Source organism: Nitrosomonas sp. Nm34, assembly GCF_900113925.1.
Lineage (GTDB): Bacteria > Pseudomonadota > Gammaproteobacteria > Burkholderiales > Nitrosomonadaceae > Nitrosomonas.
The window spans coordinates 1-14,471 of sequence record NZ_FORD01000030.1; the positions used below are offsets into that span (position 1 = coordinate 1).

General features: G+C 39.8%; 15 protein-coding genes. 1 reads left to right on the plus strand and 14 read right to left on the minus strand.

Annotated features, from left to right (window positions below):
* Positions 1-155: 155 nt before the first annotated feature.
* Positions 156-662 (minus strand): DUF2726 domain-containing protein, encoded by a 507-nt coding sequence (locus BM283_RS11525; protein ID WP_090693231.1) that lies wholly within the window; start codon positions 660-662, stop codon positions 156-158.
* Positions 663-1,381: 719 nt separating this feature from the next.
* On the opposite strand from BM283_RS11525, the gene BM283_RS11530 reads away from it, so the two are divergent.
* On the plus strand, positions 1,382-2,365 hold the full coding sequence (locus tag BM283_RS11530; RefSeq protein ID WP_090693234.1) for a malate dehydrogenase: 984 nt from the start codon (positions 1,382-1,384) through the stop codon (positions 2,363-2,365).
* A gap of 7 nt (positions 2,366-2,372) precedes the next feature.
* Here the strand turns inward: BM283_RS11530 and BM283_RS11535 are convergent, their stop codons facing one another.
* The 13 genes from BM283_RS11535 to infB all read right to left on the minus strand — a co-directional run bounded on the left by BM283_RS11535 (position 2,373) and on the right by infB (position 14,386).
* The gene (locus BM283_RS11535) at positions 2,373-2,837 is read right to left on the minus strand and encodes a peroxiredoxin (RefSeq protein ID WP_090693235.1); all 465 of its coding nucleotides are present in this window, start codon (positions 2,835-2,837) and stop codon (positions 2,373-2,375) included.
* 39 nt (positions 2,838-2,876) lie between these two features.
* Positions 2,877-4,214 carry a c-type cytochrome biogenesis protein CcmI gene (gene ccmI / locus BM283_RS11540; protein WP_090693238.1) on the minus strand — a complete coding sequence of 446 codons (1,338 nt, stop codon included), beginning with the start codon at positions 4,212-4,214 and terminating at the stop codon, positions 2,877-2,879.
* Positions 4,215-4,216: 2 nt separating this feature from the next.
* On the minus strand, positions 4,217-4,750 hold the full coding sequence (locus BM283_RS11545) for a cytochrome c-type biogenesis protein (protein WP_090693239.1): 534 nt from the start codon (positions 4,748-4,750) through the stop codon (positions 4,217-4,219).
* Positions 4,751-4,755: 5 nt separating this feature from the next.
* Positions 4,756-5,280 (minus strand): DsbE family thiol:disulfide interchange protein, encoded by a 525-nt coding sequence (locus BM283_RS11550; protein WP_090693242.1) that lies wholly within the window; start codon positions 5,278-5,280, stop codon positions 4,756-4,758.
* Positions 5,277-7,319 carry a heme lyase CcmF/NrfE family subunit gene (locus tag BM283_RS11555; RefSeq protein ID WP_090693243.1) on the minus strand — a complete coding sequence of 681 codons (2,043 nt, stop codon included), beginning with the start codon at positions 7,317-7,319 and terminating at the stop codon, positions 5,277-5,279. Before BM283_RS11555 ends, BM283_RS11550 begins: the two co-directional genes overlap by 4 nt.
* A gap of 70 nt (positions 7,320-7,389) precedes the next feature.
* The gene (gene ccmE / locus BM283_RS11560; RefSeq protein WP_074665856.1) at positions 7,390-7,839 is read right to left on the minus strand and encodes a cytochrome c maturation protein CcmE; all 450 of its coding nucleotides are present in this window, start codon (positions 7,837-7,839) and stop codon (positions 7,390-7,392) included.
* Positions 7,836-8,048: a heme exporter protein CcmD gene (ccmD, locus tag BM283_RS20590; protein ID WP_368086434.1), complete on the minus strand. Its 213-nt coding sequence runs from the start codon at positions 8,046-8,048 to the stop codon at positions 7,836-7,838. The genes ccmE and ccmD overlap by 4 nt, the downstream gene beginning before the upstream one ends.
* Positions 8,015-8,755 (minus strand): heme ABC transporter permease CcmC, encoded by a 741-nt coding sequence (gene ccmC / locus BM283_RS11570; RefSeq protein ID WP_090693248.1) that lies wholly within the window; start codon positions 8,753-8,755, stop codon positions 8,015-8,017. Before ccmC ends, ccmD begins: the two co-directional genes overlap by 34 nt.
* Positions 8,756-8,788: 33 nt before the next feature.
* Positions 8,789-9,448: a heme exporter protein CcmB gene (ccmB, locus tag BM283_RS11575; protein ID WP_090693250.1), complete on the minus strand. Its 660-nt coding sequence runs from the start codon at positions 9,446-9,448 to the stop codon at positions 8,789-8,791.
* A gap of 1 nt (position 9,449) precedes the next feature.
* Positions 9,450-10,064 carry a cytochrome c biogenesis heme-transporting ATPase CcmA gene (ccmA, locus tag BM283_RS11580; protein ID WP_090693253.1) on the minus strand — a complete coding sequence of 205 codons (615 nt, stop codon included), beginning with the start codon at positions 10,062-10,064 and terminating at the stop codon, positions 9,450-9,452.
* A gap of 190 nt (positions 10,065-10,254) precedes the next feature.
* On the minus strand, positions 10,255-11,172 hold the full coding sequence (truB, locus tag BM283_RS11585; RefSeq protein WP_090693255.1) for a tRNA pseudouridine(55) synthase TruB: 918 nt from the start codon (positions 11,170-11,172) through the stop codon (positions 10,255-10,257).
* A 179-nt stretch (positions 11,173-11,351) separates the two neighbouring features.
* The gene (gene rbfA / locus BM283_RS11590; protein WP_090693258.1) at positions 11,352-11,705 is read right to left on the minus strand and encodes a 30S ribosome-binding factor RbfA; all 354 of its coding nucleotides are present in this window, start codon (positions 11,703-11,705) and stop codon (positions 11,352-11,354) included.
* 17 nt (positions 11,706-11,722) lie between these two features.
* Positions 11,723-14,386 (minus strand): translation initiation factor IF-2, encoded by a 2,664-nt coding sequence (gene infB / locus BM283_RS11595; protein ID WP_090693260.1) that lies wholly within the window; start codon positions 14,384-14,386, stop codon positions 11,723-11,725.
* Positions 14,387-14,471 lie beyond the last annotated feature (85 nt).

Consider the following 14,471-nt stretch of genomic DNA (forward strand, 5'->3'; position numbering starts at 1 on the left):
GTTGTAGTATCCATGGAAATCTGACTCCTCTCATGATGAAATTCTTTTGCAAAACCATTTCATCATAAGGAATTCAGGTTTCTTTTACAGCTTTTTTTATGTCGAACTCACGTTAAGCAGGGTTATGTGATATTTATTGCATTAAGATTATTCTCTCATGGTTCATCGTGAGAAGAATTTAGAGAAGTCATTATTTTATTTTTAATAGCTGGAATTTGATAGCTGGCTTTAACATTAAAGCGGATCAATGTTAAATTAGCGCTTCTACATATATTTTCAACAAGTGAATCTCTATGAATCGTTTTTTCTTTTAAATGGCTTTTATCATCAAGTTCAATAACTGCTACAACTGACAAAGTATCTTTAGTACAAAGTACATAATCAAAATGCTTACTAGCCATTTTATTAAAAGCTATTTGCCTGGCACTATTATTTGAGGCCTTTTTAATCCCAACAACATCTGCAATACGTACCTTACCAAAAACCAAATATTGATTGGACACAGCTTGGGAAAGCACTCCAAAAAAAGACCTTTCAGCAGGAGTAAATAAAGCTTTAGTCTGGTAATAGACGCGATCGCTTTTTTTATAAAAGATTTTTAATAAAAGGATTAAAACAAAACAGCTAGCAAAACCGATGATAATAATATTTTGTAATTCCATTTAGATACGCTAGTCTCGAATAATTATTACTGTACTCTTGTAAATCCAAATTAACTTTGTCGGCTTCACCTTGCCATATTATTTTTTATACTATCTGCGGCTCGCCTTCGCGTCATGTTTGATTTGGAAATAGAATGACTTCCTCCGTATCTACGTGCCATGGCCCTTTCGATTTCCTCATCTAAATATGGCTTTATTAATTACTATACCTGTACCTTAGTAAGCCTGTACCTTAGTACAATTGCTAACATCATAATGAAAGTTGGATACTTTAACTGTAGTATTTTTAAGCTGCTAATGTGGTTTTGTTGAATGCATTTCTATAAACTGAATCATATTTGTAACTTATTTGTAGCTCCTTTATTGATTGATAGGAAATTGGCGGTGTACTTTGCAAGCCGCTACCTCCATAGCTTGCATCTGTACACCGTGTTTTTTAAATTACTACTGATCAGGCTGTCTGGGCTTGATAACTACTTTTGCAAAGTTTAATTTATTCTTAGTTTGTCTATTAAGGAGATCTATTTCAATTCGTTTTCTGACGAGTTTGTGAGTAATTCAAGTAAACGACAAATTCAGTTTTAAACATGCAAAGTTTTCGAATTATTATCCTAAATCTGAGAGTAAGGATAGCAGACTCCTAGTATAATAAAGAGAGTGTATTTATAAATCCTCAATTTTTTTATTATGAGTGATAACCTCCTTTGATGAGCTAAAGAATGAAACCTCCTGTTAGCATTGCGATCACAGGTGCAGCCGGTCATATTGGGTATAGCCTGTTATTCCGAATAGCGGCTGGTGATTTGCTGGGTAATGATCAGCCTATCATCTTACATCTCCTTGATCTCCCTCAGTCTCAACATATTCTTGATGGTGTAGTCATGGAATTGCATGACTGTGCCTTTCCTCTTTTGAAAAATGTCATCACAACAGATGATCCATTAATTGCTTTCAATGGGGTGGATATCGCTATTTTAGTGGGCGCCCGCCCCCGCACTAAAGGAATGGAGCGAAAAGAACTACTCACCGTAAACGCAGAAATATTCAGCACTCAAGGTAAAGCCCTCGATAAAGTTGCAAATCGTAATGTAAAAGTACTGATTGTTGGCAATCCTACCAATACTAATACTTATATTACAATGAAAAATGCCCCTAACTTATCACCCGGCAATTTTGCTGCCATGCTTAGACTTGATCATAATCGTGCCTTGTATCAAGTAGCAGCAAAATTAAAGGAGTCAGTATCAAGCATCAGCAAAATGATTATTTGGGGTAATCATTCTTCTACACAGTTTCCTGACCTCAGTCATGCTGAAATCAATGACAAGAAGGTCATCAATCTTATTAAGGATCAATCGTGGATAGAGGATTATTTTATTCCTACCGTTCAAAATCGTGGTGCCGCAGTAATTGAAGCAAGAGGATTATCAAGTGCAGGCAGCGCCGCTAATGCAATAATTAATCATCTTCACGACTGGATCATTGGTACAAGAGAACATGATTGGGTGACAATGGGCATTCCTTCTGATGGAAGCTATGGGATTCAAGAGGGGGTAATTTATGGGTTTCCTGTCACTTGTAAGAATGGCGATTACATGATTGTTCAAGGATTAGAAATAAATGAAATATCTCAAGCAAAGATGCTTGCTACTTATAAAGAGCTTTTAGAGGAAAAAAACGCAATTAAGCATTTATTGCCTTAAATTTTATTTAGCTTTTTTGTAATTCCTTAATAACCGAGAGAACTTCTTCAGCATGACTGGGTACTTTCACTCCGCGCCATTCTTTTTGTAATATTCCTTTGTTATCCACTACAAAAGTACTGCGCTCTATCCCTCGTACTTGCTTGTCATCCATGTTTTTCATCTTAATGACACCATAAAGTTCACACACGATTTCATCTGTATCGCTTAGCAAGTCGAAAGGCAATGATAATTTTTCCTTAAAACTGTTATGAGACTTTATGCTATCTCGTGAAATTCCAACAATTTCACAATTGAGCTCTTTAAATTTAGCATAAAGCTCTCGAAATTGCAGACTCTCATCGGTACAGCCTGGTGTATCATCCTTAGGGTAAAAATAAATCACGATATTCTTACCCAAAGAGGCTGATAGGCAAAATGTTTTCTCACCAGTAGCCTTAAGTTCAAAATCTGGAGCTGGTTTAAGTATCATTGGAGTAGTTAAAATCTCGTATTTAACAAGAGGCTGGTATTAGGGAATTACTTGATCAATCACCACAGTAATATCTTTATCACCCAGTTTTACCGGTTTGCTAAACCCTTCTAAATCACCACTGGCTGGAACAGCCTGGCCTGATTTTGTTATCCTCCCACCTATGACTACTTCTGGAAAACTAGACATCTTCATGGTAGGCGTCATCGCCATATCATCATTTAATGTAAAGGTAGTGGGTAAATCCTTTACAGTCAGTTTTAAAATCGCCAATGGCATTTTAGGCCCAGTTTTAGCTCGTGCAAAAACAAACACGGTATCATTTGGGGATACCATGCTGGCTAATGCAGGGCTAAGCGAAACGTTTCCAGTGATAGTAGCTGCTTTGGCAGTGTTATTTGATTTATCAGATTGTGATTGCTGGTTTTTCTCAACAGGCAAATCTGTATCGATATTTGAATTTTTTGCCAACTGCATTGGAGCTGAGTCTTTCCCTTCGCTCGCCAATGACTTTGCCTGAGCAATACTCTCATTGACTGATTGAGCCAATTGTGAATCAGCTGGAATAACACTCAACAATTTCTCCCAAAAAGCTGCAGCCTGATCATATTTTTTTTGTTCAAATTCAACCGTACCTGCTAGCGCAAGTGCTTTTGGATAATTCGGATCGATCTTAAGTGCTTGATTAATTAATTCAGCAGGTTTACCTATCAAACTTCCGTTATTTGTCATGGCAAGTACGTCTGCATAATCACTCAACAATTGTGCACTATCAGGAATGATTTCGGTTAATTTAGCATAGGTTGCACTGGCTTCTTGATATTGACCCATAATAGCATAGGTTCTTCCTAGCATTACCCAGCCTTCTATATCTCCTGGGTTTTCTTTTAGACGGGCAACCAAATTATCCACAACAGATTTAATTTCGCTATGGCTAGGCGGCATTCCTGCCATGCCCTGTGCGTGAGATTGCGTTACACTGGCTAACTGAGATTGTGGTAGTAAACCTCGTGTATCACCCAGAACCATATATAACGATATTGCAGTTAAAGGAACTGCAAATATAACTACAACTGACGTCACAATCCCCTGACCTTTTATTATGGAAGAAGTTGTAGGGTTTTTTGATGATGTTGCTAAATCTTGCAACATTCTTTTTTGTAATTCCTGCTTACTTTTTTCGTATTGCTCTTTAGATAAAATATCATTTCGTAAATCGTTATCCAATTCTGCAAGCTGGTCACGATAAATCGCAATATTCGCTGCTTCCCGCTCTAATAACTCAATCTTATCTTGTCTTCTCCTCAGCAAAGTGGGAAGAACAAACATTAATGCAGCAACAATAAAAATTCCAGCAACAACCCAAAAAGAAGTCATACTTATTCCTTATTAGTTTTATTTATTAAAGCTTCGGCCTCTAAGCGCTGACTTTCCGATAGTGGAATATCTTCCAATTGTGTGCGACGCCGTCTTAAATAAATAAATAAACCTATTGTTGCCCCCAAAAATAAAATAAGTGGGCCAAACCATAACAACAGTGTAGTAGTTTTGAATGGTGGGTTATAAAGAACAAAGTCACCATAACGGGCAACTAAAAAATCGATGATTTCTTCGTCACTTTTATTCGCTTTCATCTGCTCTCGCATTTCTCGCCTCAAATCATTGGCAAAATCAGCACGAGAGCCAGCGAGAGATTCATTTTGGCATACCAGACAACGTAGATTTTCTGATAAGTTAATCAAGCGTTTTTCCAGTACGGGATCTTCTGCAACCGGTACCGCTTCATTAGCAAAGCTAATCAATGGTACCAACGCCACAAAGAGAACAGCAATGAGCCGTTTTATAAATTTAGAATAATGATCAATACGATTTTGCAATATAAAACTATTTGCTGCTACTTCAAATTTATACATCGAATTTATCCTTGCAACTCTTTTATCAGTGGAAGAATTTTATCTTCCAGCGATTTTACTGTCACAGGCCCAATATGTTTATAACGTATTATTCCCTGTTTATCAATGACATATGTTTCAGGGACACCATAAACGCCATAATCAATACCCACTTTTCCATCAGAATCAACGATACTGACTGTATAAGGGTCACCATATTGCTTAAGCCATTGTATGGCGGTATCTCGCTGATCTTTATAGTTCAGCCCATATATCGGCACTATTTTTGCTTTCGCTAATTGCACAAGCAAAGGATGCTCATCACGGCAAGCGACACACCAGGAAGCCCAGACATTCAACAACCATACTTTCCCCAAATTATCTTGCGACATTAGAGTTTTATCTGGATCATGCAAATGATGCAGCTGAAATACAGGTGCGGGTTTGTCCACAAGAGGGGACGGTACCTGGCGTGGATTCAATGTCAAGCCAACCCCAAGAAATACAACTAGAACAGAGAATATCGCAAGCGGCAATAAGAACCGGGTCATACTTTTCTTACCTCCGGCACAATAATTGGCTCTGCTTCTGTAGGTGTTGCACCTTTATCACTTTCAGCAGTCGTTTCTGAGGTAATTTCAATTTTGCTTTTTTTGCGTATGCCGTAACGATAACGACGATCAGTAACAGATAAAACTCCACCTAATGCCATCAAGAAACATCCCAACCATATCCAATCTACAAAAGGCTTATGGTAGACACGGACTATCCAGGCATTATTATCTAGAGGTTCACCTAACGCGACGTATAAGTCACGGAATAAACCAGTATCAATGGCTGCTTCAGTCATGGCCATACCCGAAGCATTGTAGGTTCTTTTTTCTGGATATAGCTTCCTAATCTGCTTATCATTCTTCAGAACATCGATATCACCTTCAACTGATTTGTAATTAGGCCCAGTTAAGTTTTTTGTCCCATTAAAACGGAAGATATATCCGCCAATTGAAACAGTATTACCGATTTCCATACGAACATCTTTTTCAGTTTCATAACCATTGACTAGTGTGACGCCGATGATAAAAACGGCTATACCTAAATGTGCACAATGCATCCCATAGTAGCTACGAGATTGTCGGGATAACTTGCTAAATAACCCACTCTCCCCACTGTTTTGTAAGCGGTGTTTGATATTGACAAAAATGCTGGCAATAATCCAGAAAGCTAATAACAAACCAAAGCTAACAAGCGGTTTCCATTCACTCATCAAAAAAGGCGCGATGAATGCGGAAACTAAACTCACGGCAAAAGCCCAGCGCAAACGAATTGCCAGGGACGGTAAACTTGCTTGTTTCCATTTGGCAATGGGTCCCACTCCAATCAGAAAAACAGCGGGTGCCATTAACGGTACAAAGATAGTCTCAAAATAGGGAGGCCCAACTGATATCTTCCCAAGCCCCAATGCATCAACAAGTAATGGATAAAGTGTGCCCAGCATGACGCTGCCAGCAGCAACCAGCAACAATACATTATTGGCAAGAAGCATGGTCTCGCGCGAAACAAGCTGAAAGCTTCCTCCTAAACCCACTTTGGGTGCTCGCCACGCAAACAGCGCTAAAGAGAAACCTATTATCACTACCAAATAAACCAGGATGAATATGCCACGTGCAGGATCTGTCGCGAAGGCGTGAACGGATGTAAGCACACCAGAGCGAACCAGGAATGTTCCGAGTAAACTCAATGAAAATGCAATGATGGCAAGCAGCACAGTCCAGCTTTTGAAGCTGCCACGTTTCTCCGTAACGGCAAGAGAATGCACGAGAGCGGTACCCACTAACCAAGGCATAAAGGAAGCATTTTCAACTGGATCCCAGAACCACCAGCCTCCCCAACCCAATTCATAATAAGCCCACCAACTACCAATCATAATACCGATAGTCAAGAATACCCATGCAGCCGTTGTCCAGGGCCGCGACCAGCGGGCCCAGGCAGCATCTAACTGACCACTGAGGAGAGCGGCAATAGCGAACGCAAAGGCTACCGAGAAGCCAACATATCCCATATAAAGCATGGGAGGATGCATTACCATACCAGGGTCTTGAAGCAAAGGGTTCAAATCACTGCCTTCAAACGCTGCCGGTAAAAGACGATCGAATGGGTTAGAAGTAAATAGCAAGAATAATATAAATCCCACACTAACCAGACCTAGCACACCTAAAACTCTCGCTACCATATCGTCTGGTAATTGACGGCTAAATACACTGACTGCAACTGACCATCCTGCCAACAGCAATACCCATAGCAGCAATGATCCTTCATGCGATCCCCAGGTAGCAGCAAATCGGAAATGCAGGGGCAATTCCGAATTAGAATGAGAAGCTACATTGTGCACAGAAAAATCGTTGTTAACAAAAGAGTAAGCCAAGCAGCCAAATGCAATGGCAATAAATACGAATTGACCTTGTACAACCGGACGAGCCAAAGCAATCCATGAAGGAATACCGCGAGCAGCACCAATAAGAGGCAACGTTCCTTGAATCAAAGCTAATAACATCGCAAGTATTAGCGCAAAATTACCAAGTTCTGGAATCATGTTTGAAATGCTATCCCTTAAAAAATTATCTGAAATTAAGAAATTGTCGATAAAAGATAAAAGCTTGTTCTTATTGAACCAATGAGGCTTTCTGAGCTTTGGCTGCTTGTTCTAGTGCGCTTGCAGCTTCAGGTGGCATATAATTTTCATCATGTTTGGCAAGAACTTCATCTGCATAAAAAATACCATCTTCCGCTATTTTCCCTTGCGCTACCACACCCTTACCCTCTTTGAACAAATCAGGTAGTATCCCGGTATATACGACTTTTATTGTTTCTGCAGTATCTGTTACGGCAAAGTTGACAGTCGTGCTACTACCTTGGCGCTTTAAGCTACCCTCTTCTACAATTCCACCAATTCTAAAATTTTTGCCTATAGGAGCTTCTTTCGCTACAACCTGGCTTGGACTAAAGAAAAAAACCAGATTACTCTGAAAAACATTCAATACTAAAATAGCAGCAAAAGTTAGCGCAGTAACACTTGCGGCGATAATAGCTATTTTTTTATGACGTGGTTTCACTCTTTTTCTCTCTCATATTTAATTCGTCTCTGACCAAGATATTGTTGCAAAGTTCGCTGGCGATTTAATAAAATCCAAATTTCGCCTGCGATACACATAAACGATACCAGATATGAGCCCCAGACATAGAATCCATATCCACCCATTGAAAAAAATTCTGACCAGCTATTCCAATTCATCGTGTCATTCCCTTTAATTCTGCTACCCATGCTGTATGACGCTCACGCTCCAATATAATAGTGCGTGCTCGCATTAATATCATGGCAATGGAGTACATCCATGCGGCAAGTGCCATAACTAACATCCCTGCAAGCATTGCTGTAGCCATTTTGGGTGATTGAGCAATACTGACGGAGGCGCCTTGATGTAATGTATTCCACCATTGAACTGAGAAATAAATAATAGGTATATTAACTACCCCGACTAATGCGATAATTGCACCAGCTTTATCTGCTCGCCGTGGATCATCAATAGCTGCCTGGAGCGACATAAACCCAATATAAAGAAAAAATAAAATTAATTCTGAAGTAAGTCGAGCATCCCATACCCACCATGTTCCCCACATTGGCTTACCCCACCACGCTCCTGTCCATAATGCAATAAAGGTGAACATGGCTCCTGTTGGCGCGATAGCTGTCGCCATCATCGATGAAAGGCGCGTATTAAAAGCAAGGCCGACTCCCGCCCAAAATGCCATAACTACATAGAGAAACATGGACATCCAGGCAGCTGGTACGTGAATAAAAATAATACGATACGCTTCACCTTGTTGAAAATCAGTCGGTGCTACAAAAAAACCAATATAAAGACCAACAATTAACAACGCTATAGCGGCAATAGAAAAATACGGAATCATTTTCCCTGCCAGAAAATAAAAACTTGCAGGTGAAGCATATTTATACCAGTTTATCGACATATTAGATTTTTGTTTATAAGTTTTAGTTGAATGTTATTCCATTGAAATTCTGAGGGAGGCTGCTGTTGCCCACGGCGCAAAAACTAATGATGCGAGCAAGAAAGCACCAAGTAATGAGAAATGCGCCTCGAATCCCAGGCCTGCGGTGCTGGCTTCGACCGCGCCCGCTCCAAAAATAAGAACAGGAATATATAAAGGCAGCACTAATAAGGATACTAATACCCCGCCTCCTCTTAGCCCTAAAGTAAGCGCCGCACCTATAGCACCAATTAAACTCAGTATAGGAGTGCCCAATAATAATGATAATGTCAATACTACCAGCGCGCTGAAAGGTAAATCATATTGAATACCCAATACTGGAGCCATCAATACGAGTGGAACTCCTGTGATTAGCCAGTGTGACAACATTTTTCCTAGCACTAATAATGACAAGGATGTGGGTGAAAGCAATATCTGCTCTAGCGTTCCATCTAGATAATCGTTAGAGAACATACGTCCAAGTGAAAGCATTGACGCTAATAATGCCGCAACCCATACAATCCCGGGAGCCATGATGCGAAGTGTATTCATTTCTGGCCCCACCCCAAGTGGAAACAGACTTACTACAATAATAAAGAAAAATAATGTCGTTAATACATCAGCCTGCCGGCGCATGGCCAATAATAGATCTCGCCGAATTACCCAAGTCAACATATCAAGAAAGGTATAATTGATGCGTTACGGTAGCTCTAATATCAATTTCCTGATGCGTTGTCAGTATCACCATACCACCTTGAGCCAAATATTGCTCTATTATATTTTTAATGAATTCAATTGCGGACACATCCAATGCAGTTAAAGGTTCATCTAATATCCATAGCTTTGTATTCACTAATATCAAACGCGCTAATGCGACTCTCCGTTTTTGGCCTTGCGATAATACCTTAGCTAATAAGGTTTCACGTTCTTCTAGGCCGATTTTCTGCAAGGCTTGATAGGCTATCTTTTCATCAATGTCCACCCCAGCAAGCGCGCTTGTAATACGTAAATTTTCAATAGCGGTCAACTCATCTTTTACACCGCTTAAATGCCCTAAATAGGTGATCATACTAAAATAGTCTGCACCTAGAGATCGAATACTGGTGCCATTCCAATTAATCTCTCCTGAACTTGGAACAGTCAATCCGCATAACATTCTTAATAAGCTTGTCTTACCACTACCATTAGGCCCACGCACTTGCATCAATTCGCCAGGTTTGATAGAAAAATTGATTCCACTGAATAATACGCGATCGCCGCGCGCACATTCCAGATTGCTGCCTTGCAACATAGTTAGCAATTAATTAAAACTAAATATTATAGCGTACTGAAATACCTTTGACACTTTGTGTTATGGAAAAAAATCCGGAAAATAATTGAACCTAAAACTAAAACCGCTTTTTTAGACTACAAATACTCTTCATTTCATTACTTATAACTCCATACAGTTAGAAAATCATATTACTTCATAATATAATTTTTTAAATCTTATTCGATATAAGCCTTTTAGGCGCGATTGCTCCAGTTTCTGTTATTTCCCCTACCCCAAAAAATAATCCACTACTATCATATAGCTTAACGCGGGTTCCGCCTGACAAATCAATTTTATGTTTATTCCTTATCCATTGCCCTTGACATAAAAATAAAGATTCTGCCTCATTGAGCGTAATGGAGGGAAAGTTCTGTAGGAGGCTATCTATAGGATATAAATAAGTATCATACTCAGAGGAGAAAGCACCCTCAAATTGATCAAGCTGATAAGCTTGTTGCAAACTAAAATTCCCAACTTGACTACGGCATAAATTTATAAGATATGCTCCCCCCCATCCCAGTGCCTTACCGATATCTTCAGCCAATGTACGTATATAGGTTCCTGTTCCACAATGAACCACAATCGACATTTCGTCCTCCACCCATGAGTCCAGATATAAATCATAGATAACAATATCCCGACTTTTTCTTTCAACTTCTTCACCCTTTCGCGCATAGTGATATAAAGGTTTCCCATTAAATTTTAGTGCACTATACATAGGAGGCGTTTGTTTAATGCGTCCTTTAAAAGTCTGCAAAACTTCTTGCACTTGCAATAAACTCAATTTTTCGTGATTCAACTTTGCGCTTACTGCTGCAATTATCTCCCCTTCCGCATCGCCAGTAGAACTGAGATAACCCAGCTTCAGTGTGGCATGATAGGTTTTATCTGCCTTCAACAACATGGCTGAGAATTTTGTCGCTTCGCCCAAGCAAATAGGTAGTAGACCAGACGCCATGGGATCAAGTGTGCCAGTATGACCTGCCTTTGTAGCATCGAAAAAACGTTTAATGATTTGTAGCGATTGATTAGATGTTAAACCAGAGGGTTTATTGAGTAATAAAACACCACTAATATTACGTTTAATAAGTTAGCTTCCTGTAAGCTTTGAAAAAATTGTATAAGGTAAATAAGTTACAGCCATAGCTAATCTTGTTTACCTATTTTTCTCAAAAGTAAATATTTTATAGTTAAATTTCTTGTGTAATTTATTGAGTTAAAAAATAAATTGGACGGAGGCTATCATGCCAAGTGAAGGAGCATTGGCTAGATTTTGCCTGTTGCTTTATCTATTAACTGTGAAAGATATAATCCACGTTCAACTGATTCATCATAAATAAAATGAAGCTGAGGAATTACTCTCAATCTAATTCTGCTTGATAATTGACTACGCAGGAATCCACTGGCATGTTGTAAACCTTCCTCAATCGCAACCTTATCTTCTTTATTACTAAGAGTTGTATAATAAATTTTGGCATGGGAATAATCACGTGTTACCTCTACACCAGTAATAGTAATCCTTCCTACTCGTGGATCTTTAACTTCGGTTTCAATCAGTACAGCCAATTCACGCTGTATCTGATCAGCAATACGCTGCGTTCGAGAATAATCTTTAGGCATGACCTTTATCTCTGGTGTTATAAAACACGTGCTGTTTCAATAATTTCATATATCTCTAGCTGGTCACCAACTTGGATATCATTAAAGTTCTTAAGTGAAAGCCCGCATTCAAATCCTGCCTTTACCTCCTTCACATCTTCTTTAAAGCGCTTCAAAGAATCAAGACTACCACTATGAATTACCACACCATCACGCAGGACTCGCACAAGAGAGTCACGTCTTACTATACCATCCAAAACATAACAGCCAGCTACCGTACCTACCTTTGAAATGCGGTATATCTCGCGAATATCAACCAAGCCAATAATGCTTTCTTTACGTTCTGGCATCATCATGCCGGAAAGCGCCTTTTTAATCTCATCAACAGCATCATAAATCACGTTATAATAGTGGACATCAATACCTGTTGAAGCGATTAACTTACGAGCACTTACATCAGCACGAGTATTAAAACCAATTACGACAGCTTTAGATGCAAGAGCTAAATTAATATCAGACTCAATAATTGCACCTACACCACTATGAATAATATTGATTTTCACTTCATCGGTGGTAAGTTTCTGCAAAGCATATGACAATGCTTCACATGAACCCTGCACATCTGCTTTAATAATAAGATTGAGTATTTTGGTCCCTTCTTTCTGACCAAAAACATCTTCCATCTTCGCAATTTGCCGTTTATCAAGCTTTACATCACGGAATTTACCTTGGCGAAACAATGCAATTTCGCGTGCTTTACGTTCATCTTCTAGCGCTATCACTGTTTCACCTGCTATCGACACATCAGATAACCCTTGAATTTCTACTGGTATAGATGTTCCAGCTTCTTCAATTGGGCTCCCTTTTTCATCCAGCATCGCCCTTACTCTTCCAAATACAGCACCCGTCAATAAAACATCACCACGTCTTAACGTACCAGATTGCACTAATATAGTAGCAACTGGGCCACGCCCTTTATCCAAGCGTGACTCGATGACTACTCCTTTTGCAGGTGCATTTTTGATTACTTTAAGTTCTAGAACCTCTGCTTGCAATAAAATGCTTTCAAGAAGCTCATCAATGCCTTGGCCGGTTTTAGCTGAAACAGGTACAAATATGGTTTCTCCTCCCCAATCTTCTGACACAACCCCATGATTTGAGAGTTCTTGCTTAATACGTTCAAAATTTGCCTCAGGTTTATCTATTTTATTGACAGCAACCACAATAGGAATACTTGCTGCCTTAGCATGATGAATAGCTTCAATAGTTTGGGGCATTACGCCATCATCAGCTGCGACCACAAGGACTACAAGATCGGTAATTTTGGCGCCTCGTGCACGCATTGCAGTAAATGCTTCATGCCCCGGTGTATCAAGAAAAGTAATCATCCCATGGGAGGTTTCCACATGATAGGCTCCGATATGCTGTGTAATTCCCCCAGCTTCACCGCCTGCCACACGTGTTCTACGAATATAATCTAACAGTGAGGTTTTTCCGTGATCCACATGCCCCATCACCGTCACTACCGGCGCACGAGGCTCCATCTCCAGTTCGGACACGGGTGTTTTAATTTCTTCCAGGAAAGATTCCGGACTATCGGGTGCCGCATATTTTGCAATATGACCCATTTCTTCAACTACGATCATGGCCGTATCTTGATCCAGCATCTGATTGATAGTTACCATAGTACCCATTTTCATCAGCACTTTGATAACTTCAGCCGCTTTTACTGACATCTTTTGCGCAAGTGCAGCGACAGATATAGTTTCGGGTACCAAGACTTCATGCACGACTGGCTCGGTAGGGGCAGAAAACCCGTGCTGCTGTGTTTGCGCCTCAATTAAATTCGATTTACCATGCTGCTTATCTTTGCGAACACGCCAACCTTGATTGCCAGATACATCACCGCGTATTTTAGCTTCGCGTTTTTTGCCAACCTCATCTTTCCATAACTCTTCTTGTTTAGCTGGTTTTTTCTTCTTTTCTGTTTTATCTTCAGCTTTAACAGCAGGTTTAGGCTGTGCACTTTCAGCTAATTTCTGTTCAGCTTTAACAACAGGCTTGTGCTCGGCACTCTCAGCTAATTCCTGTTCTGATTGGGGTGCGGGTATTTGAGTTGGTACCTCTTCCGTGATAGATGGTGGAGTTGACTCTTCTTTTTTTGGAATTAATTCTTCTTTTTTGGGTTCTTTTTTAACTTCAGCGATGATATTTCTTCTTTTTTCCTGCTTTTCTTTAAGCTCGGCTGCTTGACGGGCAATTAATTCAGCTTGTTTTAATGCTTCCTGCTCACGTAAGGCTTGTTCCGCTGCATCAATTATTGGTTTTCGGGTAGATGTTGATGGAATAACAGGGGCTGAAGTAGTCGCCGCTTCAAGTACGACCTCTTTTTCAACCTCTTGCTCAGTTGGCTTAGTGAGCACACGTTTTTTTCGGACTTTGACTTCAATAGTCCGAGCTTTACCAGTTCCATCCGACTGTCGTATTTCAGTAGTTTCCCTCCGAGTCAACGTGATCTTCTTCTTGGATTCAATCGAGCCGTGTACTCTACGAAGATAGTCAAGCAGCTGTGTTTTATCTTTTTCTGTCAAAATATCCCTTATCGATTGCTTCTTGACGCCTGCAGCCAGAAGCTGGTCAAGTAACGCTTCTGGCAACACATCCAGTTCATTGGCAAATTTTTCTACAGTCATTTGAGTCATCAGCAACCTTTTTACTCTAAATTCATTTCAAAAACGCGAATCTTATTTTGGTTTTAATCTTATGCTATTGGTATTGACAGTTAAA